Annotated in this window: 19 protein-coding genes and 1 pseudogene; 12 read left to right on the top strand and 8 right to left on the bottom strand. The window is 61.8% G+C overall.

The annotated features are described in order from the left end of the window. The first annotated feature begins 20 nt into the window (after positions 1 to 20). From ACPP3B_RS04570 to ACPP3B_RS04605, 8 genes are all read left to right on the top strand, one after another. Positions 21 to 1,097 (top strand): IS5 family transposase, encoded by a 1,077-nt coding sequence (locus ACPP3B_RS04570; RefSeq protein ID WP_424859298.1) that lies wholly within the window; start codon positions 21 to 23, stop codon positions 1,095 to 1,097. A gap of 52 nt (positions 1,098 to 1,149) precedes the next feature. Beyond that, complete coding sequence (locus tag ACPP3B_RS04575; protein WP_424859863.1) at positions 1,150 to 1,641, top strand: hypothetical protein; 492 nt, start codon at positions 1,150 to 1,152, stop codon at positions 1,639 to 1,641. Between the two features lie 166 nt (positions 1,642 to 1,807). Next, on the top strand, positions 1,808 to 3,133 hold the full coding sequence (locus ACPP3B_RS04580; RefSeq protein WP_424859864.1) for a TolC family protein: 1,326 nt from the start codon (positions 1,808 to 1,810) through the stop codon (positions 3,131 to 3,133). 2 nt (positions 3,134 to 3,135) lie between these two features. Continuing rightward, positions 3,136 to 4,734 (top strand): efflux RND transporter periplasmic adaptor subunit, encoded by a 1,599-nt coding sequence (locus ACPP3B_RS04585; protein ID WP_424859865.1) that lies wholly within the window; start codon positions 3,136 to 3,138, stop codon positions 4,732 to 4,734. Between the two features lie 16 nt (positions 4,735 to 4,750). Further along, positions 4,751 to 8,005 carry a CusA/CzcA family heavy metal efflux RND transporter gene (locus ACPP3B_RS04590; protein WP_424859866.1) on the top strand — a complete coding sequence of 1,085 codons (3,255 nt, stop codon included), beginning with the start codon at positions 4,751 to 4,753 and terminating at the stop codon, positions 8,003 to 8,005. Then, a complete protein-coding gene (locus ACPP3B_RS04595) occupies positions 7,939 to 8,952 on the top strand; it encodes an IS5 family transposase (RefSeq protein WP_424859867.1) in 1,014 nt (337 codons plus the stop codon). Before ACPP3B_RS04590 ends, ACPP3B_RS04595 begins: the two co-directional genes overlap by 67 nt. A gap of 542 nt (positions 8,953 to 9,494) precedes the next feature. After that, positions 9,495 to 9,713: a hypothetical protein gene (locus ACPP3B_RS04600; RefSeq protein ID WP_201769622.1), complete on the top strand. Its 219-nt coding sequence runs from the start codon at positions 9,495 to 9,497 to the stop codon at positions 9,711 to 9,713. Positions 9,714 to 9,808: 95 nt separating this feature from the next. Further along, a complete protein-coding gene (locus tag ACPP3B_RS04605) occupies positions 9,809 to 10,636 on the top strand; it encodes a three-Cys-motif partner protein TcmP (RefSeq protein ID WP_424859868.1) in 828 nt (275 codons plus the stop codon). On the opposite strand, the gene ACPP3B_RS04610 is transcribed toward ACPP3B_RS04605, so the two are convergent. The 8 genes from ACPP3B_RS04610 to ACPP3B_RS04645 form a co-directional block, all read right to left on the bottom strand. Beyond that, positions 10,633 to 11,379, bottom strand: a complete 747-nt coding sequence (locus tag ACPP3B_RS04610) for a DUF5131 family protein (RefSeq protein ID WP_019562217.1) — start codon at positions 11,377 to 11,379, stop codon at positions 10,633 to 10,635. The two genes, ACPP3B_RS04605 and ACPP3B_RS04610, sit on opposite strands and share 4 nt — an antisense overlap. A 15-nt stretch (positions 11,380 to 11,394) precedes the next feature. Then, positions 11,395 to 11,730: a helix-turn-helix domain-containing protein gene (locus ACPP3B_RS04615; protein WP_019562218.1), complete on the bottom strand. Its 336-nt coding sequence runs from the start codon at positions 11,728 to 11,730 to the stop codon at positions 11,395 to 11,397. A gap of 81 nt (positions 11,731 to 11,811) precedes the next feature. After that, positions 11,812 to 12,207 (bottom strand): lysozyme, encoded by a 396-nt coding sequence (locus tag ACPP3B_RS04620; protein WP_424859869.1) that lies wholly within the window; start codon positions 12,205 to 12,207, stop codon positions 11,812 to 11,814. A 436-nt stretch (positions 12,208 to 12,643) separates the two neighbouring features. Beyond that, on the bottom strand, positions 12,644 to 13,624 hold the full coding sequence (locus tag ACPP3B_RS04625; RefSeq protein ID WP_424859870.1) for a phosphonate dehydrogenase: 981 nt from the start codon (positions 13,622 to 13,624) through the stop codon (positions 12,644 to 12,646). Between the two features lie 17 nt (positions 13,625 to 13,641). After that, complete coding sequence (gene phnE / locus ACPP3B_RS04630) at positions 13,642 to 14,442, bottom strand: phosphonate ABC transporter, permease protein PhnE (protein ID WP_424859871.1); 801 nt, start codon at positions 14,440 to 14,442, stop codon at positions 13,642 to 13,644. After that, complete coding sequence (phnD, locus tag ACPP3B_RS04635; protein WP_424859872.1) at positions 14,439 to 15,317, bottom strand: phosphate/phosphite/phosphonate ABC transporter substrate-binding protein; 879 nt, start codon at positions 15,315 to 15,317, stop codon at positions 14,439 to 14,441. The genes phnE and phnD overlap by 4 nt, the downstream gene beginning before the upstream one ends. Then, positions 15,311 to 16,153: a phosphonate ABC transporter ATP-binding protein gene (gene phnC / locus ACPP3B_RS04640; RefSeq protein WP_424859873.1), complete on the bottom strand. Its 843-nt coding sequence runs from the start codon at positions 16,151 to 16,153 to the stop codon at positions 15,311 to 15,313. The genes phnD and phnC overlap by 7 nt, the downstream gene beginning before the upstream one ends. 148 nt (positions 16,154 to 16,301) lie before the next feature. After that, positions 16,302 to 17,798, bottom strand: coding sequence for an IS5 family transposase (locus ACPP3B_RS04645; RefSeq protein WP_424858771.1), 1,497 nt, complete (start codon positions 17,796 to 17,798; stop codon positions 16,302 to 16,304). 179 nt (positions 17,799 to 17,977) lie between these two features. Here ACPP3B_RS04645 and ACPP3B_RS04650 point away from each other — a divergent pair. From ACPP3B_RS04650 to ACPP3B_RS04665, 4 genes and pseudogenes are all read left to right on the top strand, one after another. After that, a pseudogene (locus ACPP3B_RS04650) lies at positions 17,978 to 18,253 on the top strand (transposase); the annotation flags it as partial. A 204-nt stretch (positions 18,254 to 18,457) separates the two neighbouring features. After that, complete coding sequence (locus ACPP3B_RS04655; RefSeq protein ID WP_424859874.1) at positions 18,458 to 19,078, top strand: helix-turn-helix domain-containing protein; 621 nt, start codon at positions 18,458 to 18,460, stop codon at positions 19,076 to 19,078. A gap of 32 nt (positions 19,079 to 19,110) precedes the next feature. Then, entirely contained in the window at positions 19,111 to 20,349 is a 1,239-nt protein-coding gene (locus ACPP3B_RS04660) for an IS256 family transposase (RefSeq protein WP_132963481.1), read from the top strand. Positions 20,350 to 20,716: 367 nt separating this feature from the next. After that, a complete protein-coding gene (locus ACPP3B_RS04665; RefSeq protein ID WP_424859875.1) occupies positions 20,717 to 23,905 on the top strand; it encodes a helicase-related protein in 3,189 nt (1,062 codons plus the stop codon). Positions 23,906 to 23,909: the final 4 nt, after the last annotated feature.

The raw sequence follows: 23,909 nt of genomic DNA on the forward strand, positions 1-23,909 counted from the left end.
GAGCCGGCATGATGTCGCCCATGATCACCCCGCGCATCAAGCCCTCGTCCTTCTGGCGCTCTCAGCCCGGCGCTGACCTGTTCGTGCAAGACCAACGCCAAGCCAAGCTCGGCGGCTTCATCGCCAACCTGGCAGCAATGGACGAACTGATCGACTTCGCGGCCATTGCCGCCCGGGTCGACACCGCCTGCCCTCGCGCTGACCGTAGCAAAGGCGGGCGCCCGCCGTACCCCACCGAGGTGATGGTGCGGCTGCTGTTCATCCAGTCGCTGTACAACCTCAGCGACGAGGACTGCGAGTACCAGGTGCTGGACCGCATGAGCTTGCCGCACTTCTGCCGCCTGGACGCAGCACTGCACATCCCCGATGCGCGCACGCTGTGGAGTTTCAAGCAGCGCTTGGCCCAAGGCGGTCTGGGCGGCCGCGCCATCTTCGAGGCGGTGAGCCTGCAGTTGCAGCAGCACGGCTACATCCCGCGCGGCGGGCAGATCGTGGATGCCAGCATCGTGCAGGCACCGCTCACCCAGGCGAACAAGGACGAGCGCGAAGCGCTCAACGAAGGCCGCAGGCCCGAGGGCTGGAATGCCAAGCGGCTGCAGCACACCGACCGCGACGCGCGCTGGACCAAGAAGCACGGCAAGAGCTTCTACGGCTACAAGGTGCACGCCAACGCGGACGCGCGCTACAAGCTGATCCGCCGGGTCAAGGTCACGCCGGCCAATGTCGATGACGGCCAGACGCTCAAGGAGGTGCTGGACCGCGCCAACACCGGCGCGCGGCTGCTGGCCGACCGAGGCTACGACGCGCAGACCAACCGCCAGTTGCTGCAGGCCCACGGGCTGCGCGACGGCATCGCGCGGCGTGCCAAGCCCGGGCAGGAGCGGCGCGTGCGACTGGACGCGCGCAACAAGGCGATCAACCGCGTCCGCGCCAGAGGCGAACATGTGTTCGCCGGCCTCGAGCAGTTGGGCGGCAAGTGCGTGCGGGCGATGACGCTGGCGAGAAACGAACTGGCGATCCTGCTGAAGTGCGCGGCGTACAACGCCAAGCGGCTGGTCTGGCTGGTGCGCCATGACCCGTGCGGGTGTGCGCGATGAAGGCAGAGGTGCGCCCGCTGCAGCCTGCAAACGCCGTTTTGCAGGGCCTCGGGTGCCCGCCAAGGCGGCGATCACGGGGCTTGGCGGCACCGAGAACCCCGAACTGAACGACGCGAGCGCCCTCATGCCGGTTCAGCTCTCGGAAATGGGGTTTTGCGAAGTGCCCTGTAGCTGCTACACTGTTACCCCTATGCGCAAATGGCTGGCCATCGTCTTGCTGGTGTTCTTGCCGCTTCAATTCAGTTGGGCGGCAGTGGCCAGTTATTGCCAGCATGAAACCGGAGCTGCGGCCAAGCACTTCGGCCACCATGCGCATCAGCACAAGGCGGCCGACGGCCAGGATGCCAGCCCTGATCCGGCCAAGACCCTGGGTGGCGATCCTGATTGCGCGTCCTGTCATGCCGGGTGCTTCTCGGTCTTGTCAGGGGATGTCAAGCTGGCGTCGCCGGTCAGCCCGTCCCTGGATACGGGGTATCCCCCGGAGCACCTTGCTGCGCCTCCACCTGAACGTTTAGAGCGCCCTCAGTGGCGTGTCCTCGCCTGATCGGCGGGGAGCGCGTTCCTTTCCCTTCGTCCTCACCCCTGCCGTCGCGCATGGCGCGCTACGGTATCCAGCCGGCTTCGCGCGGCTGATGTGATGACGTTGCTGGCGATCATCTGGATCGCCCCCCGCCGATTCCCTTGTGTATTTCAAATCACTGGAGAATCGGATGCTGAAGGATATTCACAATTACAACGCGAGGGCGGTTGCGGCAGGCTTGCTCCTTGCGCTCATGACGGGGACGGCTTTCGCTCAGTTATTGCCGACGGCACCAGCTCTTGGGCAGAGCGCCAACGGCGTAGAGCAGATTGAAGCAGCAACGCCCCTGACCCTGCAAAAGGCCGTCGCGCTGGCTTTGGAGGCGAATCTTGACCTGACTGTCGCCCAACGGGAGATCGAGGCCGTGGAGGGCCAGGTAATTCAGGGACGAGTACGTCCTAATCCCGAGCTGGCGTACTCGCTCGAAGACCAACGCACGCCAACCCGCACGCAAAGCGTCCAGATCAATCTGCCCATCGAGCTGGGGGGCAAGCGCGCTGCCCGCATTGCCGCGGCAGAGCGAGGGCGCGACATCGCAGTGGAAGACCTGAATGTGCGGCGCATCGAAATCCGCGCCGCTGTGGTCGCCGCCTTCTTCGAAACGCTGGCAGCCCAGGAGCGTGTAGCACTGGCTCTTGACAGTGTCGATTTGGCGAGAAAAGCGACCGACGCGGTTGCCAAGCGCGTGGCAGCGGGTAAGGTTTCTCCCGTCGAAGAATCAAAGGCCCGGGTGGCTGAGGCCGGGGTGCGCGTTGAACTCGCCCAGGCGCAAAGCGAGCTGCGCAACGCTCGGGAACGTCTTGCCAGCTTGCTGGGTGCCAATCCACCTCGCTTCACCCTCGTCGCGGGCAATATTGAAGCGCTCCCGCCCGTTCCAAGCTTCGACAGTGTCCAGCAACGCCTGTCTGTCTCGCCAATCTTGCGTCGTGCGCAGCTAGAGATGGAACGCCGCAGATCACTGGTCGATTTGGAGCGCAGCAAGCGGGTACCCGATGTCACCTTCAGCCTAGGGGTGAAACGCCCCACCGAACTGCAGCGTGATCAGCTGCTGTTCGGCGTCTCCGTGCCGTTGCCGTTGTTTGATCGCAATCAGGGCAACTTGCTGGAAGCGCTGAAGCGCGAAGACAAAGCCCGGGACGAACTCCAGGCGTTGAACGTGCGAGTCGGCACTGAAGTGATGCAAGCCCGCGAGCGGCTGGACGCCATTCGCAGGGAAGTCGAGGTCTTGCAACGGGACGTACTCCCCGGGGCTAAGAGTGCCTACGACGCAGCCACCATCGGATTCGAGAACGGCAAGTTCAACTTCCTCGAAGTGCTAGACGCGCAGCGCACCTACTTCGCCGCCAAGTCCCAATACCTCAAGGCACTGGCCGAAGCGCATCGCGCGGCGGCGGACATTGACCGGGTGCTCGGCGACTCCACCCCGAATGCCGACAAGCCATCCAATCAGGAATGAATATGAAAATCGACACAAAAAAACTGAACATCAGCAAAAAGCAGTTGGTCGCCATCGCTGCAATTGCCGTGACTGGCGTAGTGCTTGGCACCGCCATTCTGAGCAACAAGACAAGCAAGACGGCGGAAGATGATGGCCACGGTCATGGCAGCCACGTTGAAGCGAAAGCGCACAGTGATGGTGAGCACCACGGCAAGACGAGTGGCGATGGGCACGATCATGACAAAGGCCACGCTGACGGCGAGCACCACGAAGGCCCCAGCAAGGGGCCTCATGGCGGCAAGCTGTTCAAGGAAGGAGATTTTGGGCTGGAGGCTTTGCTGGCCGAGGACGGAGGCGAACCACGCCTGCGGATCTGGCTGTTCAGCAAAGATAAGCCGCTTCCAAACAATGCAGCCAAAGTCAGCGCCACCATCACGCGCTTGACCGGAGAGACGCAGACCCTCAACTTTGCACCTGACAAGGACAGCCTGGTGAGCCGTGAGGTGGTGCCCGAGCCACACGCGTTCGAGATCAGCATCGTTGCCCAGACTGCCACCGAGTCCTTCATGTTCGTCCTGAACCAAGAGGAAGGGAAGGTCGAGCTTAGCGATGCACAAATCAAGGCCGCATCCATTGGCATCGACACGGCAGGTCCTGCGCGCATCAAGTCTGTTTTGCAATTGCCAGGCGAAATTCGTCTGAATGAAGACCGGACTTCGCACATTGTTCCGCGCATTGCGGGGGTGGTCGAGAGTGTGCAGGTCAGTCTGGGGCAGGCGGTCAGACGAGGCCAAGTTTTGGCCGTCATCGCCAGCCCGGCGGCATCAGAGCTGCGCAGCGAGTTGCAGACAGCACAAAAGCGATTGACCTTGGCCAAGACCACGTATGAGCGTGAAAAGCGGCTCTGGGAGCAGAAGATCTCTGCCGAGCAGGACTACCTGCAAGCCAAGCAAGCCTTACACGAGGCAGAGGTCGCCGTGGCCAACGCCCAGCAGAAGCTGTCCGCCTTGGGTCTGACATCAGGATCTTCGGGGGGGCTCAATCGCTTCGAGCTGCGCGCGCCATTCGACGGCTTGGTGATTGAAAAGCATCTGAGCCTGGGTGAAGCCGTCAAGGAAGACGCCGCCGTGTTTACCGTGTCCGATCTGGGGCAGGTTTGGGCTGAAATCAACGTGCCAGCCAAGGACTTGCCGCTGGTTAGAGTCGGCGAAAAAGTGACCATCAAGGCAACTGCATTCGATGCCAGCGCTACTGGCGTCATCACCTTTGTTGGGTCGCTGATTGGCGAACAAACCCGCATGGCCAAGGCCCGCGTGGTTTTGTCCAACCCCAAGGGCGTTTGGCGTCCTGGTCTGTTTGTCAGTGTGGAGGTGACTGCATCGGAGGCGGAAGTACCCGTGACTGTGGCCAGTGACGCCATTCAGACCTTGGGCGACAAGCCCGTGGTGTTCCTGAAAGTGAACGGAGGCTTCATTGCCCAGCCCGTGCAGTTGGGCCGCAGTGATGGCAAGCGGGTCGAGGTGGTGCAAGGACTCAAGCCGGGGGCTCCCTACGCGGCAGCAGGAAGTTTTGTCGTGAAGTCTGAGCTCGGCAAAGCCTCTGCCGAACACACCCATTGATACCGGAGTCGCGCACATGTTTGAAAAACTTATTCGAGCAGCCATCGAACATCGATGGTTGGTGTTGCTAGCAGTCATCGGTATGGCGGCCGTCGGCGTATTCAACTACCAGAAGCTCCCCATCGATGCAGTGCCGGACATCACCAACGTCCAAGTGCAGATTAACACCCAAGCGCCGGGATATTCCCCTCTGGAAATCGAGCAGCGTGTGACTTACCCGATTGAAACCGCGATGGCGGGTCTTCCCAATCTGGAGCAGACCCGTTCCTTGTCCCGCTACGGGCTGTCGCAAGTGACTGTGATCTTCAAGGATGGCACCGACATCTACTTTGCGCGCCAATTGGTCAACGAACGCATCCAGGAGGCGCGCGACAAGTTGCCCCCCGGAATTACCCCGACCATGGGTCCGATTTCGACCGGCTTGGGCGAGATCTACCTGTGGACGGTCGAAGCCAAGGATGGTGCGAAGAAGCCTGATGGCCAACCCTATACGGCCACCGATCTGCGCGAGATTCAGGACTGGATCATCAAGCCACAGTTGCGCAACGTGCCCGGCGTCACAGAAATCAACTCCATTGGCGGCTATTCCAAGGAATACCAGATCGCCCCTAATCCTGAGCGCCTCACCTCGCTGGGCGTCACCTTGCAGGACATCGTGACGGCATTGGAGCGCAACAACGGCAACGTGGGCGCGGGCTATATCGAAAAGCGTGGCGAGCAATATCTGATTCGAGCGCCCGGTCAGGTCAAAACCTTGGAGGACATCAGCAACGTGATCGTCAGCAGCGTCGGTGGTGTGCCGATCCGGGTGCGTGACGTGGCCGAGGTTGGGCTGGGGCGTGAACTGCGCACGGGTGCCGCCACAGCCAACGGGCGCGAAGTGGTGCTGGGCACGGCCTTCATGCTCATCGGGCAAAACAGCCGAACGGTTTCCCAGGCCGTCGACAAAAAAATGAAAGAAATCAACCGCAGCCTGCCTGAAGGCGTGCATGCGGTCACCGTTTACGACCGTACCGTGTTGGTGGATAAAGCCATCAGCACGGTGAAGAAGAATTTGTTGGAAGGTGCGATCCTGGTGATCGTGATCCTGTTCCTATTCCTGGGCAACATTCGAGCGGCCATCATCACGGCGACCGTGATTCCCTTGTCAATGCTGTTCACCTTCACGGGGATGGTGACCAACAAGGTGAGTGCCAATCTGATGAGCCTCGGGGCGCTGGACTTCGGCATCATCATCGACGGTGCGGTTGTGATTGTCGAGAACTGTGTCCGTCGTCTCGCGCATGCGCAAGCTCAATACGGCAGGCCGTTGACGCGGGCGGAACGCTTTCACGAGGTGTTCCTGGCATCGAAGGAATCACGCCGCGCGCTGCTGTTCGGGCAACTCATCATCATGGTGGTCTACCTGCCCATCTTCGCCCTGACGGGGGTGGAAGGGAAGATGTTCCACCCGATGGCGTTCACGGTGGTGGCTGCACTCGTGGGGGCCATGATCCTGTCGGTGACCTTCATTCCGGCTGCGGTCGCACTGTTCATTGGCAACCGCGTCAGCGAGAAGGAAAACTTCTTGATGGTGCAAGCCAAGCGCTGGTATGGCCCGCTGCTGGATCGCGTGATGGAGGCCAAGGCTGTTGTGTTGGCTGCCGCAGCCGTGGCAGTGGTGCTGTGCGGTTTGATCGCAACGCGCATGGGCAGTGAGTTCGTGCCCAGCTTGAACGAAGGAGACTTCGCCATTCAGGCCTTGCGCATTCCTGGCACCAGTTTGTCGCAATCGGTGGCGATGCAGCAGCAACTGGAAGCAACGCTGAAAGCCAAATTTCCAGAGATCGACCGTGTATTTGCACGCACTGGAACGGCGGAAATTGCCTCCGACCCCATGCCACCGAACATTTCTGACGGCTACATCATGCTCAAGCCAATGTCTGAGTGGCCCGAGCCGCGCAAGTCGCGCGACGAATTGCTGGCGGCCATTCAGGAGGTCGTGGGCAAGATACCGGGTAACAACTACGAATTCTCCCAGCCGATCCAACTTCGATTCAACGAACTCATCTCGGGGGTGCGCAGCGATGTGGCGGTGAAGATTTTTGGCGACGACATGGATGTCTTGAACAAGACGGCCGAGGAGGTCTCGTCCATGCTGCAGAAGATTCCCGGCGCTTCCGAAGTCAAGGTGGAGCAGACCACCGGCTTGCCGATGCTGACCGTGAACATCGACCGCCAGAAAGCCGCGCGCTATGGGCTGAACGTGGCCGACATCCAGGACGCCGTGGCCACCGCCATCGGTGGGCGCGAGGCCGGCACGCTGTTCGAGGGCGACCGCCGCTTCGACATTCTGGTGCGCTTGCCCGAGTCCTTGCGTAATGACTTGGAAAGCATGAAGCGCCTGCCGATTCCTCTGCCGCGCGCAACGGGTGGCGCGGGCGGCGGCGAGGGCCGAACCAACTTCATCCAACTGGCCGAGGTGGCGAGCTTCGAGCTGGCGCCCGGCCCCAACCAGATCAGCCGGGAAAACGGCAAGCGCCGCATCGTGGTCAGCGCCAACGTGCGTGGCCGTGATGTCGGTTCCTTTGTGGCCGATGCTGAAGCTGCTTTGGCGCAGGTCAAGATTCCCGCAGGCTACTGGACGAGCTGGGGTGGCACATTTGAAAACCTGCAGTCCGCGACACAGCGATTGCAAATCGTCGTCCCTGTGTCGTTGCTTCTGGTCTTCGTATTGCTGTTTGCAATGTTCGGCAATGTCAAGGATGGTTTGCTGGTCTTCACCGGTATTCCGTTTGCCTTGACCGGCGGCATTCTGGCGCTGTGGCTGCGCGACATTCCTCTGTCGATTTCCGCTGCCGTGGGCTTCATCGCGCTGTCAGGTGTGGCCGTGCTCAATGGCCTAGTGATGATTTCCTACATCCGCAGCTTGCGCGAGGACGGAACGCCGCTGGATGAAGCCATCCGCGAGGGCGCGCTGACACGCTTGCGGCCGGTGCTGATGACGGCCCTAGTGGCGTCGCTGGGTTTCATCCCGATGGCGATTGCCACGGGAACAGGCGCGGAAGTGCAACGCCCGCTGGCTACCGTAGTGATCGGAGGCATCTTGTCTTCCACCGTGCTGACGCTGCTGGTGCTACCGATTCTGTATCGGCTGGCCCATCGTCCAGACGAGGAAATGGAGGATGTCACTGCCGAACCGGTACATCCGCAGGCTGCGGCTTCGTGCAGGACCAGCGCCAAGCCAAGCTCGGCGGCTTCATCGCCAACCTGGCAGCAATGGACGAACTGATCGACTTCGCGGCCATTGCCGCCCGGGTCGACACCGCCTGCCCTCGCGCTGACCGTAGCAAAGGCGGGCGCCCGCCGTACCCCACCGAGGTGATGGTGCGGCTGCTGTTCATCCAGTCGCTGTACAACCTCAGCGACGAGGACTGCGAGTACCAGGTGCTGGACCGCATGAGCTTGCCGCACTTCTGCCGCCTGGACGCAGCACTGCACATCCCCGATGCGCGCACGCTGTGGAGTTTCAAGCAGCGCTTGGCCCAAGGCGGGCTGGGCGGCCGCGCCATCTTCGAGGCGGTGAGCCTGCAGTTGCAGCAGCACGGCTACATCCCGCGCGGCGGGCAGATCGTGGATGCCAGCATCGTGCAGGCACCGCTCACCCAGGCGAACAAGGACGAGCGCGAAGCGCTCAACGAAGGCCGCAGGCCCGAGGGCTGGAATGCCAAGCGGCTGCAGCACACCGACCGCGACGCGCGCTGGACCAAGAAGCACGGCAAGAGCTTCTACGGCTACAAGGTGCACGCCAACGCGGACGCGCGCTACAAGCTGATCCGCCGGGTCAAGGTCACGCCGGCCAATGTCGATGACGGCCAGACGCTCAAGGAGGTGCTGGACCGCGCCAACACCGGCGCGCGGCTGCTGGCCGACCGAGGCTACGACGCGCAGACCAACCGCCAGTTGCTGCAGGCCCACGGGCTGCGCGACGGCATCGCGCGGCGTGCCAAGCCCGGGCAGGAGCGGCGCGTGCGACTGGACGCGCGCAACAAGGCGATCAACCGCGTCCGCGCCAGAGGCGAACATGTGTTCGCCGGCCTCGAGCAGTTGGGCGGCAAGTGCGTGCGGGCGATGACGCTGGCGAGAAACGAACTGGCGATCCTGCTGAAGTGCGCGGCGTACAACGCCAAGCGGCTGGTCTGGCTGGTGCGCCATGACCCGTGCGGGTGTGCGCGATGAAGGCAGAGGTGCGCCCGCTGCAGCCTGCAAACGCCGTTTTGCAGGGCCTCGGGCGCCCGCCAAGGCTGCGATGACGGGGCCTGAGCGGCACCGAGAACCCCGAACTGAACGACGCGGGCGCCCTCATGCCGGTTCAGCCTTCGGAAATGGGGTTATGCGAAGTGCCCTACTACAAGCAGGTCAAGGATGGAAACCGTCATCCTTACGAGGAGTTCTTCGCCAGGAACTCGAAGAACCCGGAACTGGCGCTGCGCGACGCGCTGGAGTGGTGGCACGAGGCCGACTTCGACCACTCGTTTGAAGAGCGCACGATCTATGAGTGGTCGCCCCGGCTGCGCGAGCTGCTGGCACGCGATCGCATTCTCAAACTGACCGAACAGGAGTTCGTGGATGCCGTTTCCCGGGTGCACGCGATCCGAGATCACGCGATCAAGCAGGAAAACGAGCACTTGGGCTTGCCCGACCGACCGCAGGCTGGCGACGACAAGGTGCAGAAGTTCGGCGAGTGGCTGTGGAAGCAACGCTCGCGCGAAGGCAAGACGATGCTCGATCTGCTGAACTACGTTGTGTGGGGAAGTGGCCATGTGGCAGAGCGCATTTGGAATGCCATTCGCAGTGACGACTGGGCAATCCCTCATATCGGTCTGAGCAGTCTTGGCGAGATCGTCGGCTGGGCCAGGCCTGACGAGTATCCGCCGAGGAACATGCGTACGAGTAAGGGACTGCGAGCGCTTGGGTACAACGTCAAGATTGGGATGTGATGCCCACTGCAGCCAGCAGGCCCAAGACCGTAGATCGACCGACACCGTAAGAGCAGGTCCAGATCGAAGAACCAGAGGGGACGAGGTGATCATCGATGGGAAAGTTGATCGAAGGTGACGACGGGATGCCGGCTGAGGAGGTGGGCAGCTGGGCCAAAGAGAAGCATGACTACCTTTGCCGGTACATCGACATCTCCCGCGCAACCCGAGCAAAGTACATCGGTGATCGAAAAGGGGGCGCCACGTTCATCGACCTCTTCTGCGGACCAGGCAGGTGCCAGGTCCGGGAGACTGGGGATTGGATTGACGGTGGCGTTGTTGCTGCGTGGAAGAAAAGCTGTGAAGGCGGAGCACCCTTCACGCAGATCTACATTGCCGACCTCGATGCACAACGGCGGCGGGCGGCCGCCGAACGACTGCGGCAGTTGAATGCACCAGTCATTGAAATTGATGGTGCTGCAGCACAGGCCGTGAAAGAGGTCGTCACCCGGGTGAATCCCTACGGCCTGAATTTTGCCTTCCTTGATCCGTTTGACCTGGCCAACCTGAGCTTCGACATCATCGTCGCGTTGGCCAGCCTGAAGCGAATCGACATGCTGATTCACGTCAGTCAAATGGACTTGCAGCGGAATGCGGTTTCCTACGCGATTGCCGATGAATCTGCCTTCGATTCCTTCGCGCCGGGATGGCGGGACAAGGTAGCCCGCGACCAATCGCAGCAAGCGTTGCGGCAACAGGTCCTCCAGTATTGGCGAGGAAAGGTAGCAGACCTCGGGGTGTGGCCATCCACCGAGATGAGGCTGCTCAAGGGCGGGAAGAACCAGCCCCTGTATTGGTTGTTGCTAGCAGCGAAACACGAGCTCGCACACAAGTTCTGGGCAACCGCGTCCAACGTGGAAGGCCAGGGTAAGTTCGACTTCTAAGCGCAAGTCATCGCTTCCGGGTACTCGTCCCACGTGCGGCCCCGGAAGATGCGGCCGTTTGCCTTCTTGTGGCGCTTGACACCGTCGGCACCCCAGCCGCCCCATTGCTTGAAAAAGAATGCCGCACCAGCAGCCTCGGCCTGGGCCTGTACGTTCGCCACCCATTCTTCTCGCATCGGCCGGGCTTTGTGCCCGGACTCGCCACCGACGATGACCCAGTGAATGTCGCGCAGGTCGATTCGTCCGAGGTCTTCCAGCAGCGGCTCGACGGACAAGAATCGAATATGCGCATCTACCTTGCGCAGGTGTGCGATGCGCGGAACGCCGTACTTCTTGTCTTCGACCGACACTCCAAGCCAAACATTTCTCGGGCAGGCACGGCGAGCAAAGTACTCCGGTAACCGTTCCGCGCGCTTGGTGAGGATCTGGTACGTGTGGTGAGGGGTACGCTCGATGATCGAGAACACACGATCCAGGAAGGCGTCCGGAACGGCCTCGTGGAACAGATCGCTCATGCTGTTGACGAAGTACGTTGTCGGCTTTTTGCGCAGCAGGGGCTGTTCGAGCCGGGTCTCATGCAACGTGAGCTTGAACCCGTTCTCGTAGCCGGGCGCGCCCATGGCGTGGAGCCGGCGCGCCATCACTTCCGCGTAGCAGTTCTTGCACCCCGGTGAAACCTTGGTGCAACCGGTGGTTGGGTTCCACGTCTGCTCAGTCCACTCGATGGTCGATTGAGTCGCCACGTCAGCCTCCAGTGATCATTGAGGCGCAGCACGCGTAACGCGAGTCTGCGCGTGTTCGGACACAAAGGCATCCACCAACCGAGATAGCGCCAAGCGCGCCTGCCGCAGGTCGGGGTCCGCCAGGGCGGCGCGAATGCGTTCTGCCAGTTGGTCGGCGGTGGGGGCGTCTTCCGCGTTTGCCGCATGCACCAGCTGCATGCACTGCTCGATCACTCGGATCGGTGGGCTTGCCTTGCCGCTCTCGTAGCGGCTCACCGAGGACTGTTTCACGCCCAGGAAGGCAGCGAACTCTTTCTGGCTGCGCCCGTTGCGGGCGGCTTTGACCAGTTCTCCCACGCTGGTGATCGCCATTGCCTTAGCCGTTGATGCGTCAAGAGCATAATTTATCACGTCAATGCACATAATGCATGCACGTCCCTGCTCCCGGATCTGTTACCCGTGCACGAGAAGACGCGCCTCGGCTTCCCGTCGAGCAACAAGTCCTGGCAACACCCTGCCACCGCCGTACACCCACCGGCGAAGTTCAGCGGCGGCGGCTGACCAGTCCCGCTGATTGACCCGCCGCCGCAGCGTCGATGTCTGCAGCCGCCCGGCGCCGAGGTTGAACGTGAAGTCTGTAATGGCCGCCAGCCGTCCCTCGGGCTCCGCGGCCAGCACCGGGCAGTACCGCAACGTGGCAGCAAGCGCCACCTTCAGATCCTGGGCGAGGTAGGCCTCGGCCTCGCCTTCCGTGATCGGCGGGTGCTTCGGGTCGCACAGATGCCCGTAGCCGATGACCCGTGCGGGTGTGCGCGATGAAGGCAGAGGTGCGCCCGCTGCAGCCTGCAAACGCCGTTTTGCAGGGCCTCGGGCGCCCGCCAAGGCTGCGATGACGGGGCCTGAGCGGCACCGAGAACCCCGAACCGAGTGACGCGGGCGCCCTTATTTCGGTTCAGCTCTCGGAAATGGGGTTTTGCGAAGTGCCCGAATGTAATGACCTCAGCTGAAACGTCCTGGGTTGAAACCACTATCAGAGGCCAAGAACGATCAGTGTTGTAGCCTGACCCCTCGAAGTATCTGGTGTTTGCCATGCGCCCATTTGGGCTTACCCCATGAGCTGCGCCGTGCAGAGAACATCATCGCTAAACCACTTCGATGATGACTCAAGTCATTTCCCCTTGGCGAGCAGAATGGCATCACACGGGCAGGTTGCACCCAGCCATAGGACATAGGCTCTGAAGCCGCGCCCATTTCAGCTGGCGTGCAAACCGCCGAGCAACCATACCTATGCTGCCGCGCTGGCCTCGACAGCAACATCACTCAAACTCTCGCCCCTGAGTGAGCGGACTAGGTTCTCAGCAGCCCGCATTTCAATTTCGAACCGTACGCGTCTCACAGCCGAGCCGATGTGGGGAGTGAGTACTGTTCTGGGGTTGTTGATCAATCCCGGATGAATTTCGCGAGGTCTGTCTGGAAGTAGCCAATCTTCCATCTCATAGACGTCAGCGGCGTACGCGCCAAGTTGCTCATTCGCCAAGGCATCGACAACCGCCCTTTCGTCGACCACAGACCCCCTACCCACGTTTACAAGGATCTGGCCCTTTTTCGATAGTTGAAGCACCCTGGAGTCAACCAGGTGGCGCGTATCGCTAACAAGAGGCACTGCCAGGAACACATAGTCCGATGTGCTGAAAGCCTCATCGAGCGTGACCAGTTCGACCTGATCTAGACGCACATTTGGGTCTACACCAAGCAGCCGCGCGCAGCCAAAGCCCGCGAGTCGCGCCAATATGGCCTGCCCAACTTTTCCGAGACCGATCACGCTGGCCACCGACCCATGAAGCCCGGTTCCGTATAGAGCTGGCCTCCACCCAGAGTAGCCTGCTCTTGTAGCGGCGTCACCCTGAAGCACGTTCCTGCCAGCAGCAATAGCCAATCCGATGGCCAGCTCGGCTGTGGGCTCTGTGAGGAGGTCAGGAACAAAGGTGACGGTCACCCCGGCTTGTGCGCAAGCCCTCAGGTCAAAGTTGTCATACCCCTTCAGGGCGCAAGCGATGGTCTTGAGCCTGGGAGCGTGCAACAGGGTTCGCTGATCTACCCAGTCAGACATGAAAGCCATCATTGCGTCGGCATCCTTCAGATGACGGTGGAGCTCGGCCTCGCTCCACGGCTCAGGACCGGGATTCATCACCACTTCACCAACCTGCATAAGACGCGCCAGTACCTCTTCATGGATGGGCTGCGTCACCACAATTTTCGGCATCATTACCTTCCTCTCTCTTTCTATTTCAGATGTTTGCGAAGCGCCGACCCAATGCCGTCGACCACGAGCACGCATATGAGGATGGACAGCAAAATGGCTGAGACCTCGTCATACTTGACAAGGCGAAGTGCTGCCATCAGCTCGAAGCCGATGCCGCCCGCACCCACGATGCCCATCACTGCCGATGCGCGAAAGTGATATTCCCATCGGTAGATGGTGATGTCCGCCAACTGGGGCAAAACCTGCGGTAACACAGCATGGGTGATGACCTGAAACCGGCTTGCGCCCGCGGCCTTAGCGGCCTCCAGAGGTTTCGGGTCCACGTGCTCTATGGCTTCGGCGTAGAACTTGGCTACCATGCCCGTGGAATGCAGGGCCAACGCCAGCACACCCGGCAGAGCGCCGAAACCAACGGCCGCGACGAACAGAATGCCCAGGATAATTTCAGGCACAGACCGGAATGCCGCCAGGATGACTCTGGCCACTCTTCCCACCAAAGGATTGGGGGTGGTGTTTGGAGCCGCCAGGAGCGCCAGCGGAAGTGAAAGCACGATAGTCAGTGCTGTGCCGGCAATCGACATCGCCAAGGTGTCCCTCAGCGGGATGACCCAGTGCTCCCAGCGGTCGAAGTTGGGAGGGACCATCTCAGATAAGAGCTGCTTGACAGCCGGGGCGCCTTCGATGAACCGCTGTGCATCGAAGAACCCCGTGACGTACAGGGCTACAAGGCAAACCAGAAGGACGAACGCTGTATTGCGCAGTCCAATGAACTGCTCCCGCTTGTCGCGACTGATGATGTTCTCGAATGCAGCCGAGGTCATTGCATACGGCCCAAATCAAGCTTCAGGATGGTTGCGGTATCCCTAAGGACGTCATATGCAGCGTCATCAGTGGGGGCAAACGCCTGGACACGAAACGCCTTGAGCACCTCAGCATCCTTCATGTCCAGAAAGGCAGAGCGGATGGCAGCTTTGAGCTCAGGCTTGAGGTCCCCCTGCATGACGACCGGATAGTTTGGAATGGGAGCAGAAAGGTCAAGCTGAACAATCTTCGTGGCATCAATGCTTCCTCGAGCGATGAGGTTGTCCAGAATCGGCTTGGACAGAGCCCCGGCTGGAATCTGACCCGACTGCACCGCACGTGCGACCGCGTCATGTGCCCCAAGGTGAACTGGCCGATAGTCCTTCTCACCATCAAGCTTGTACTTCTTGAGCAGGTGTGCACGTGGTACAAGGTGGCTTGATGTGGACGCCTGGTCGCCAAATCCGAAGGGCTTGCCGCGCACGTCTTCAAGCGTTTTCACCGGCCCTCCGGCCGTTGCGATGAAGACCGACTGGTATGTGGGCGACCCACGTTCAACGCCCACCGCAAAGGGCTCAATCCCGGGCGCCTTAGATTTGGCCAAAACGTACGAAAACGGTCCAAAGTACGCTACCTCAATCCGACCGAACCGCATTGCCTCGATCATCGAGGAGTAATCGGTAGTCACCACAATCTCAACATCCTTCTTGAGCCGCTGTTCAAGATAGCGCTTAAGAGGCTGCGCGTTCTGGATGATGCTGGCAGCGTTCTCATCTGGAAGAAGGGCGACACGAAGCTTTGATGGATCCTTTCCCTGCGCATGAGCCCACAGAGGAAGGAGTGCAGCAAAAGAAGCTGCGCTGACAACAAGACAGAAGTTACGGCGATTCAGCATGGCAAGAGCTCCTTGGTTTGACTGGATTGAAGAGTTCGGGGGCTATCAGTGGACGCACTCGTGTTGGAAGCGTTGGACTGCTTTGCATAGAGGTTCCGCACAACATCAGGACTCAGCTGCTCTGCCCTACCCTCGAATACAACAGCTCCCTGGCGGAGCCCAATGATTCGGTCTGCAAACGAGCGCGCGAGCTCCACCTGGTGAAGACTCACGATTGCGGTGAGGTGGTCCTTCTTGCAGATCTCATGCAACAAGGTGAGCACGCTATGTGCGGTTACCGGGTCCAGGCTGGCAACAGGCTCATCGGCCAGCAGGATTCGTGGCTTCTGTATTAGCGCCCTAGCTATGCCTACGCGCTGCTGCTCCCCCCCAGACAAGGCATCAGCCCGGGAGAGCGCCTTTTCGAGCAGCCCGACACGCTCAATCACTGTGAGCGCCTCCAGCTTGTCCTTCTTGCTCCACGGCCATAGCGAAGCGAATGCACCCCTGTCACCGAGCTTTCCCATCAGAACATTCCTGAGGACCGACTGACGTCCAATCAGATGATGCTGCTGGAAAACCATCCCACAGCGCTTGCGGTGCTCTCTCAGCGTCTTTGCGTTGACTACCCCACCTGCCAGGCCAGGTATCGATACCTCGCCTTTTGTGGGCAGCACCAGTCCATTGATGCTTCGTAACAAGGTGGACTTCCCTGCGCCCGAGGCGCCCAGAAGCACCAAAAACTCTCCCTGCTTCACATCCAGACTCGTCGGGTGCAAGGCCACGGTCGAGTCACCGTAGCGGACGGAAACTCCCTTGAGACTCAGAACGACGTCTCGGTCCTTCTCCAACTTCATGTTGTTACCTTTGCAAGTTTCTGCCTGCGAGCAGCGCGAGAGCGCTTATGACGCACATTTGCCGCAGAAAGAAGTTCGATACGGCTAGGCATGCGTGCAGTTTATTCGTGGAATGTGACATCAATAGTCGTCCCTGAAAAATTCATTTTCACGCCGCCCTTAGCCGCAGCTGGGCAGGGTTGGCGCCACTGGTCTCGGTTGGCCGCCGCTGGGCGAGCCACCGGCCGATGAGGCGCACGGCCGCAATGAGGCGCAAAAAAGCTCGCCTCAAGAAGGGCACGCCCTTGTTGGCGATCATGCGCAGCAGCCAGCGGATGTTGTAGCCCGCCGCGCACAGCACCGCGTGCAGCCGGTCACCCTGCTCGCCCTTGAGGTGGCACCTGTCCATGCGGTGATCCTGCTTCAAGTGCCCGATGACCGGCTCGATGGCCTGGCGGCGCTTGAGCAGTCTGCGCTCCTCGTGCGTCAGGCGCTTGATCTTGCCGCGGTGCACCAGGCGCACATCCGCAATGTCGGCCTCCACCCCGCGGTAGCCCAAGTCGGCATAGGCCGTGTTGGGCTTGATGCCGCTGTCCTGCATCAGGATCGTGGCCTGCTCCAGCTGCGCTTGCAGCGTGTGCCCGTCGTAGGGGTTGCCATGGAAGGCCCGGGCTCCGACGATGAGGCTGTGCTTCAGGGTGCTGGCAATGCCGACCTTGACGCCGAACTCGTAAGGGCAGCGGGCCTTGCCCTTGTTGATGCACTCCACCTCCGGCGCGTGCCAGGCGTAGAGCTTTCGAGTCCCGTCGGCGGTCTTTCGGTTGGCAGTCTGCGCCACCAGACGCGCCGCCTTGTTGAGGGTGTGGCCAAGAGCGCTCTGGATGGCCTGCCCCAGGCGGCTGGCCTTGCGCTCGATCTCGCGCTGCAGCCTGGCCACGATCGTGCGCTGACGCTTGATGACCCGGCGCATGCGCGCAAACTGCCGCGCGTGCGCATAGCGTCCTGCCTTGCGGGCCAGCTCCTTGCCTTCCTTGGCAAAGGTCTGCTTCAAGGCGATGCCGGCGGCCTTGGCCGCCTCCACCAGCTTGGTGCGTGCGGTCTGCAGCAACCGGCTGTCGGTCGGATGGGCCACCGCCTTGGGCTGCACGGTCGTGTCCACCACCACGCGCTTGAGTTCCTGCGGCTTGATGAGTCCGGTTTCCACCGCCACGTTGATCGTCTGCGCCAGGAGTTCTTCCACCCCCTCCTCGCCCAGCAGCCGGCGAAACTTCACCAGCGTCGTGGCGTCGCACGGCCGGCGATGTTCAAAGTACGCCCGCCCCGAGAAGAACTGCCATGTGGGGGTTTCGCCCCAGCGCTCGACCACCCCTTCGTCCGACTCGTTGAAGGCGTGCTTCAGATACAGCAGCGCGATCATCACGCGCAGCGGCACGCGGGGTCGGCCTGCGTTGGACGCCCGAGCTGCGCGCACCGGAGATTCGCCAAAGAGGTCCAGATCGGGCATCGCGACACCTGCGCGCGCTTTGCGCATGAACAGGTGCGACAGCCTTGCTTCCAACTCCTGCCACGGCATGCGTGAGGACAACACCGCCAGCGGATGGCGCAGGTCGATCATCTGATCGAGCCGGGCGCGGAAGAAGTCCTCGGTGGCAGGGCAGGCAAACATCGCAAAACTCCCAGAAAACGGCGCATCAGACCATCAAATCTGGGGGAAATTGTACTCGCAAACAGACAATAACACAAGAAAAATCATGAGGTTATGAATATTTCAGGGGCGACTCAATATGAAACTTGCACCCCGAAAAATAGGGGTATCTATAGATAACACCTATGTCTGGACTCACGCTCATCAAGGCGGCAGCACCCCAGGCGCGCGACTTCACCAACCGGCGCGTGCGCAAGCCCGACGGGCAGGACGAGGCCGAGCGGCTGCGCAACCGCACCAAGAGCCGCGCTCGGGCGCGCGTGGAGCACCCGTTTCACGTGCTCAAGCGCCTGTGGGGGTTCGTCAAGGTGCGCTACCGCGGACTTGCCAAGAACGCCAACCGCGTCTTCACGGCGCTAGCGATGGTCAATCTGTATATGGCCGCGCGGCGCGTGCCGGCGTTGGTGCGCCCATAGTGCGCCCAATGCGGGCCAGGTGGCCCGAAAACGGGCCCGCAGGGGCCGCCAGAGCGAGCAAAATCGTGCCGCCCAAGCCCGTACAGCCCGCATCGCTACCCCTGCTGCAACTTGATCAGCGTTTCCCTAGGTGTCAGGCGACACCGTAAATTGACCCCCTAGCGACACGAGGAACTGACCCCCTCGTTCGCAAGGAGGCCATCGTTGGAAACGAAGCACATTGAGGTAGATCCTGTGCGCCGTGTGGTTTGCGGAGTGCAGGAGATGTTGGAGCCGGAAGCGATCACGACGATCGTTCGCTTGGGGCAGTCGGGGTGGGGCGCGAAGCGGATCGCCAGGACGTTGGGCGTCGCGCGCAACACGGTGCGGCGGTATCTGAACGCGGGTGGGCCGGTGCCGTATAAGCGGCCACAGCGCACCGGCGTTTTGGTCGGTCATGAAGCATGGCTGCGGGAGCGCTACCTGCAGCACCGGGGTAACTGCGACGTGGTGCGTCAGCAGTTGAGCAAGGAGCTTGGGATCGACACGAGCCTGCGCACGGTCGAGCGCGCGTGCCGAGGGTTCCGCCAGGAACTCGAAGCGAGTCGCCGTGCGACGATCCGCTTCGAGACCGCGCCGGGTGAGCAAATGCAGATCGACTTTGGGCAGACGCGCGTGATGATCGGCGGCGAGTCGGTACGGGTGTTCCTCTTTGTGGCCACACTGGGCTACTCACGCAAGGGGTTTGCCTGCGCATTCCGCCACGAGCGCCAAAGCGCCTGGTTCGCTGGCATCGAGGCGGCGTTCGCCCACTTCGGCGGAGAGGGTGTCAGGATTTTTGTGTGAGGGGCCTACCATGACGACTTCCAGGAGCCCCCATGCCACGCAAGAAGACCACCCCCGCCGCGAAGCCGGACGCCATTCTTCCCGACGAGCTGCTTGAGAAGCTGATCCCCGGACCGATGGACGCCGCCGGCGTCGAGGCCGTGTTCCAGAAGCTGAAGAAGGCCGTGATCGAGCGCGCCTTGGGGGCTGAGCTGGGCGTGCACTTGGCCAGCCCCGAGGGCGGCTGCGGGAACCATCGCAACGGCCGCAGCGGCAAGACCGTGCTGACCGACGGCGGGCCGCTGCGGATCGAGGTGCCCCGCGACCGGGCCGGCAGCTTCGAACCGCAGCTGATCCCGAAGCATGAGCGCCGGTTTGCCGGCTTTGACGACCGGATCATCTCGATGTATGCCCGCGGCATGTCGGTGCGCGAGATTCAGGGCCATCTGGCCGAGATGTACGCCATCGAGGTGTCAGCGGAGTTCATCAGCGCCGTCACCGACGCGGTGATGGCCGAGGTGGGGGCCTGGCAGGCCCGGCCGCTGGAGCCGATGTACCCGGTGGTGTTCTTCGATGCCCTGCGGGTGAAGATCCGCGAGGACGGCGTGGTGCGCAACAAGGCGGTGTATCTGGCCTTGGGCGTGCTGCCGGACGGGACCCGCGACATTCTGGGGCTTTGGATCGAGAACACCGAAGGCGCGAAGTTCTGGATGAAGGTGTTCAACGATCTCAAGACCCGCGGGGTCACGGACCTGCTGATCGGCGTGGCCGACGGCCTGAAGGGCCTGCCGGAGGCACTGGAGGCGGTGTTTCCGGCCACGACCCTGCAGACCTGCATCGTGCACCTGATCCGCAACAGCCTCGACTATGCGAGCTGGAAGGACCGTAAGGCGCTGGCCGCGGCGATCAAGCCGATCTACACCGCACCGAGCGCGGAGGCCGCCGAGCGCGCGCTGGACGCGTTCGAGGCAGGGCCGTGGGGCCAGCGCTTCCCGACCGTGGTCGCGGCCTGGCGGCGGGCGTGGAGCCGGGTGATCCCGTTCTTCGCGTTCCCGCCCGAAGTGCGGCGGATCATCTACACCACCAACGCCATCGAGAGCGTGCATTCGCGGTTACGCAAGATCATCAAGAGCCGCGGGCACTTCCCAAGCGACGAGGCGGCCACCAAGCTGATCTGGCTGGCCTTGCGCAACATCACCGCGGACTGGAAGCGGGCGAGCAAGGAGTGGAAATCGGCGATGAACCAGTTCGCGATACTATACGGCGACCGCTTCACCCTCGCACCACGCTGAACGACACGAGGACAGATTCAGAAACCGCCCCACACACAAAAAACAGGACATCCCCCAGCTACCTCAGCCCGATGCAGTACGAGCAGCGCTGGTACGAGGCACAGCGTAAAAAGGCCGCGTGAACCGTGGGTTAAGAGCTACACGAAACAGGGGCAAGGTCACTTGCGGCTTCACGATTTCCAAAGACATTCGCCTGCACGTACAGCACGACAAGAAACTCAAATGGGCCAACCGAAAAAGAACAGCAACAAAGCTCAGCCGCCACCGTCGGCTATGAAGCCGCGCACCGGTACATGACCGACACGCTGCACGGCTCGACGGACTCCGCCGGTCAGTCCGGCGAAGGCAACATCCGGAACGCAACCCGATGAGACTTGTCCGCAACACTGGAAGCGACCGCGTTGTCGACATCGTCCGGCCACACCTTGGCGATGGCATGTCCATCGACGCGGTGTCTCCGGCTCTCTCCATATTCGGTTTCGGCGAGCTGATCGGCAGCCTGAATCGTGGCCCGGCCTGTCGGTTGGTGTTGCCGGCGGGCCTCGACGGCCACGCCCTTATTGGCACGGCCAATGAGCGTACCGCCCGCAATCAGCTGCAGGCGCGCTGGCTCGCGGCCCGTCTACTCCAGTGGCTCAATGACAACGTGACCGTGCGTTTGGCCCGGGGCGGCGTCCCCCAGGGAACGCTCGTGTTGCGCGACCGATCCGGAGCCTCCGTGCAAGCCTTGCTTGGAGCTGTCGGGCTCACGTCTGAAGGGCTTGGGCTGGCTCCCGGGAATCCTCTGAACCTGATCCAGGCATCGGAATCAGCCGACGAAGCCGGGATGCTCGCCCAATGGTTCGAGAGCCAATGGGCGATTCTTCCCGACACGCGTGCAGCAAAGGACGAACTGTTGCGTCACATTACGGCGCTCGCCCGCCATCGGGACCCGCACCTGATCTACGCACTGGTGTTGCACCATCTCTTCTCCAGTCGCGGCGACGCACTCGACGAAGAGCAGGTCATCAAGTCGGCGACAGGCATACGGAATACCGTCGTCTGGAAGAAGCTCTACAAGTTCCAGCGCGACGGCGTGGTCGGCGCGATCGACAAGCTGAACCGCTTCGGCGGCTGCATCATCGCGGACAGCGTCGGCTTGGGGAAGACCTTCGAGGCTCTCGCGATCATCAAGTACTACGAGTTGCGCAACGACCGGGTACTCGTGCTCTGCCCCAAGCGGCTGCGGGATAACTGGACGCTGTACAAATCCAATGACCGGCGCAATGTCCTCGCTTCCGACCGCTTCAACTACGATGTCCTGAACCACACCGACCTCTCGCGTGATCGCGGGATGTCTGGAGACATCGACCTCGCGCACGTCAACTGGGGCAACTACGACCTCGTCGTCATCGACGAATCGCACAACTTCCGCAACAAGAAAACCCCACAGGCCGGCGGTGAGACCCGCTACGACCGCCTGATGCGCAAGATCATCCGCGAGGGCGTGAAGACGCGCGTGTTGATGCTTTCGGCCACGCCCGTCAACAACCGCATGGCCGACCTGCGCAATCAGATTGTATTCGCGACGGAGGGTGACGATACGGCACTGCTGGAGCACGGCATCAGCAGCATCGACAGCACCACGCGCCTGGCGCAGAAGCAGTTCAACCGCTGGCTCGAACTGCCTGAGGCCGAGCGCACGCCGGCGAAACTGGTGGAGATGCTGGGGTTCGACTACTTCACGCTGCTCGACCTGCTGACCATCGCCCGGTCCCGAAAACACATTGCGAAGTACTATGGCGTCACGGAGACCGGCCGGTTCCCCGAACGTCTCAAGCCTATCAACATCAAGGCCGACGTCGATCTTCGTGGCACGTTTCCTCCGATTCGCGACATCAACCTCGAAATCCGTCGCCTGAACCTCGCTGCCTACGCACCGTTGCGGTACGTGCTGTCCCACAAACAGGACGCCTACGACAGGAAATACAGCACCGAGGTTAAGGGCGGCACGGGCTTCTTCCGCCAGGTGGACCGCGAGGAAAGCCTCATTCACCTCCTCCGCGTGAACATCCTCAAGCGGATGGAGAGCTCCGTTGTGTCTTTTGCCCTGACCGTCGAACGCCAGCTACGGGATGTCGAAGACACCCTGCGCCGCATCGAGGCCCAGGTCGAGGAGCTGGAAGAGATCGACATCGAGGATGTCGACATCGAGGACCCGGCCTTCGAGAGCCTGCTGGTCGGGCGCAAGGTCAAGGTGCTGCTGTCGGATGTGGATATCGTGCGCTGGAAACAGGACCTGCTCGAGGACCGCAACCGGCTTGCGAACCTACTCGCCGCTGCCCGCGAGATCAGCCCGGAACGGGATGCCAAGTTGGCCGCCCTGCGCGAAATCATTGCGAACAAGCACCGCCAACCCATCAACCAGGGCAACCGTAAAGTCATCGTCTTCACCGCCTTCGCCGACACCGCGAACTACCTGTTCGAGCAGCTCGCACCCTGGGCAAGGGAAACGCTGGGGGTGGAGAGTGCGCTGGTCACCGGCACGGGCAGCAACAAGACCACCCTTCCGAGGCTGCGCCGCGACCTCGGTTCCATCCTCACCGCTTTTTCACCGCGTTCCAAGGAACGCCCCGAGGAGTTGGCAAGCGAGGGCGACATCGACCTCCTCATCGCCACGGACTGCATCTCCGAGGGGCAGAATCTCCAGGACTGCGACTGGCTGGTCAACTACGACATCCATTGGAATCCCGTCCGCATCATCCAGCGTTTCGGGCGCATCGACCGCATCGGCTCACCCAACGAGCGCATCCAGCTCGTGAACTTCTGGCCCAACATGGAGCTGGAGGAGTACATCAACCTCGAACAGCGCGTCAGCGGACGCATGGTGCTGCTCGACATCTCGGCCACGGGCGAGGAGAACCTGATCGAGCAGCAGTCCGGCAACCCAATGAACGACCTGGAGTACCGGCGCAAGCAGCTGCTCAAGCTCCAGGACGCGGTGATCGATCTCGAGGACCTCTCGAGCGGCGTCTCCATCGCCGACCTGACATTGACCGATTTCCGGATCGACCTTGCAGAGTATCGCAAGGCGCATCCGGGGGTTCTGGAATCGGTGCCGCTCGGGGCATTCGCCGTCACGACCACGAGCGAGGCGGAGATCCCGCCCGGCATCGTGTTCTGCCTGCGTGCGGAAGGAGCGGCCGCCGCGCGCTTGCCGGAGGGAGGCTATCCCCTCGCGCCGCATTATCTGGTGCATGTCGCGGATGACGGAGCGGTGTTGCTGGCGTACCCGCAGGCCAAGCATATTCTCGACCGGTTGAAGCGTCTCTGCGTCGGGCGGGACCTGCCCGACGCCGGCGCCTGCGCCCGCTTCGACAAGGCGACGAAGAACGGCCAGGACATGCGCCACCCGCAGAAGCTGCTGGCGGCAGCCGTCTCCTCCGTGGTCGGCAAGAGCGAGGAGCGCGCCGTGGCCAGTCTGTTCACGCCGGGAGGCACTCATGCCCTGACGGGTGAGTTCGCCGGCATCGACGACTTCGAGGTTGTGGCATTTCTTGTGGTGCTGCCTGAGTAGTCAG

This window comes from Tepidimonas sp. HKU77 (assembly GCF_049728535.1).
Taxonomy (GTDB): Bacteria; Pseudomonadota; Gammaproteobacteria; order Burkholderiales; family Burkholderiaceae_C; genus Tepidimonas.

Excerpts from the sequence above, each read along its gene's own strand:
- ACPP3B_RS04570 (WP_424859298.1), top strand. The coding sequence starts at position 21 with ATGATCACCCCGCGCATCAAGCCCTCGTCCTTCTGGCGCTCTCAGCCC.
- ACPP3B_RS04580 (WP_424859864.1), top strand. The coding sequence starts at position 1,808 with ATGCTGAAGGATATTCACAATTACAACGCGAGGGCGGTTGCGGCAGGC.
- ACPP3B_RS04585 (WP_424859865.1), top strand. The coding sequence starts at position 3,136 with ATGAAAATCGACACAAAAAAACTGAACATCAGCAAAAAGCAGTTGGTC.
- ACPP3B_RS04590 (WP_424859866.1), top strand. The coding sequence starts at position 4,751 with ATGTTTGAAAAACTTATTCGAGCAGCCATCGAACATCGATGGTTGGTG.
- ACPP3B_RS04600 (WP_201769622.1), top strand. The coding sequence starts at position 9,495 with ATGCTCGATCTGCTGAACTACGTTGTGTGGGGAAGTGGCCATGTGGCA.
- ACPP3B_RS04605 (WP_424859868.1), top strand. The coding sequence starts at position 9,809 with ATGGGAAAGTTGATCGAAGGTGACGACGGGATGCCGGCTGAGGAGGTG.
- ACPP3B_RS04615 (WP_019562218.1), bottom strand. The coding sequence starts at position 11,730 with ATGGCGATCACCAGCGTGGGAGAACTGGTCAAAGCCGCCCGCAACGGG.
- ACPP3B_RS04625 (WP_424859870.1), bottom strand. The coding sequence starts at position 13,624 with ATGATGCCGAAAATTGTGGTGACGCAGCCCATCCATGAAGAGGTACTG.
- phnE (WP_424859871.1), bottom strand. The coding sequence starts at position 14,442 with ATGACCTCGGCTGCATTCGAGAACATCATCAGTCGCGACAAGCGGGAG.
- phnD (WP_424859872.1), bottom strand. The coding sequence starts at position 15,317 with ATGCTGAATCGCCGTAACTTCTGTCTTGTTGTCAGCGCAGCTTCTTTT.
- phnC (WP_424859873.1), bottom strand. The coding sequence starts at position 16,153 with ATGAAGTTGGAGAAGGACCGAGACGTCGTTCTGAGTCTCAAGGGAGTT.
- ACPP3B_RS04645 (WP_424858771.1), bottom strand. The coding sequence starts at position 17,798 with ATGTTTGCCTGCCCTGCCACCGAGGACTTCTTCCGCGCCCGGCTCGAT.
- ACPP3B_RS04660 (WP_132963481.1), top strand. The coding sequence starts at position 19,111 with ATGCCACGCAAGAAGACCACCCCCGCCGCGAAGCCGGACGCCATTCTT.
- ACPP3B_RS04665 (WP_424859875.1), top strand. The coding sequence starts at position 20,717 with ATGAGACTTGTCCGCAACACTGGAAGCGACCGCGTTGTCGACATCGTC.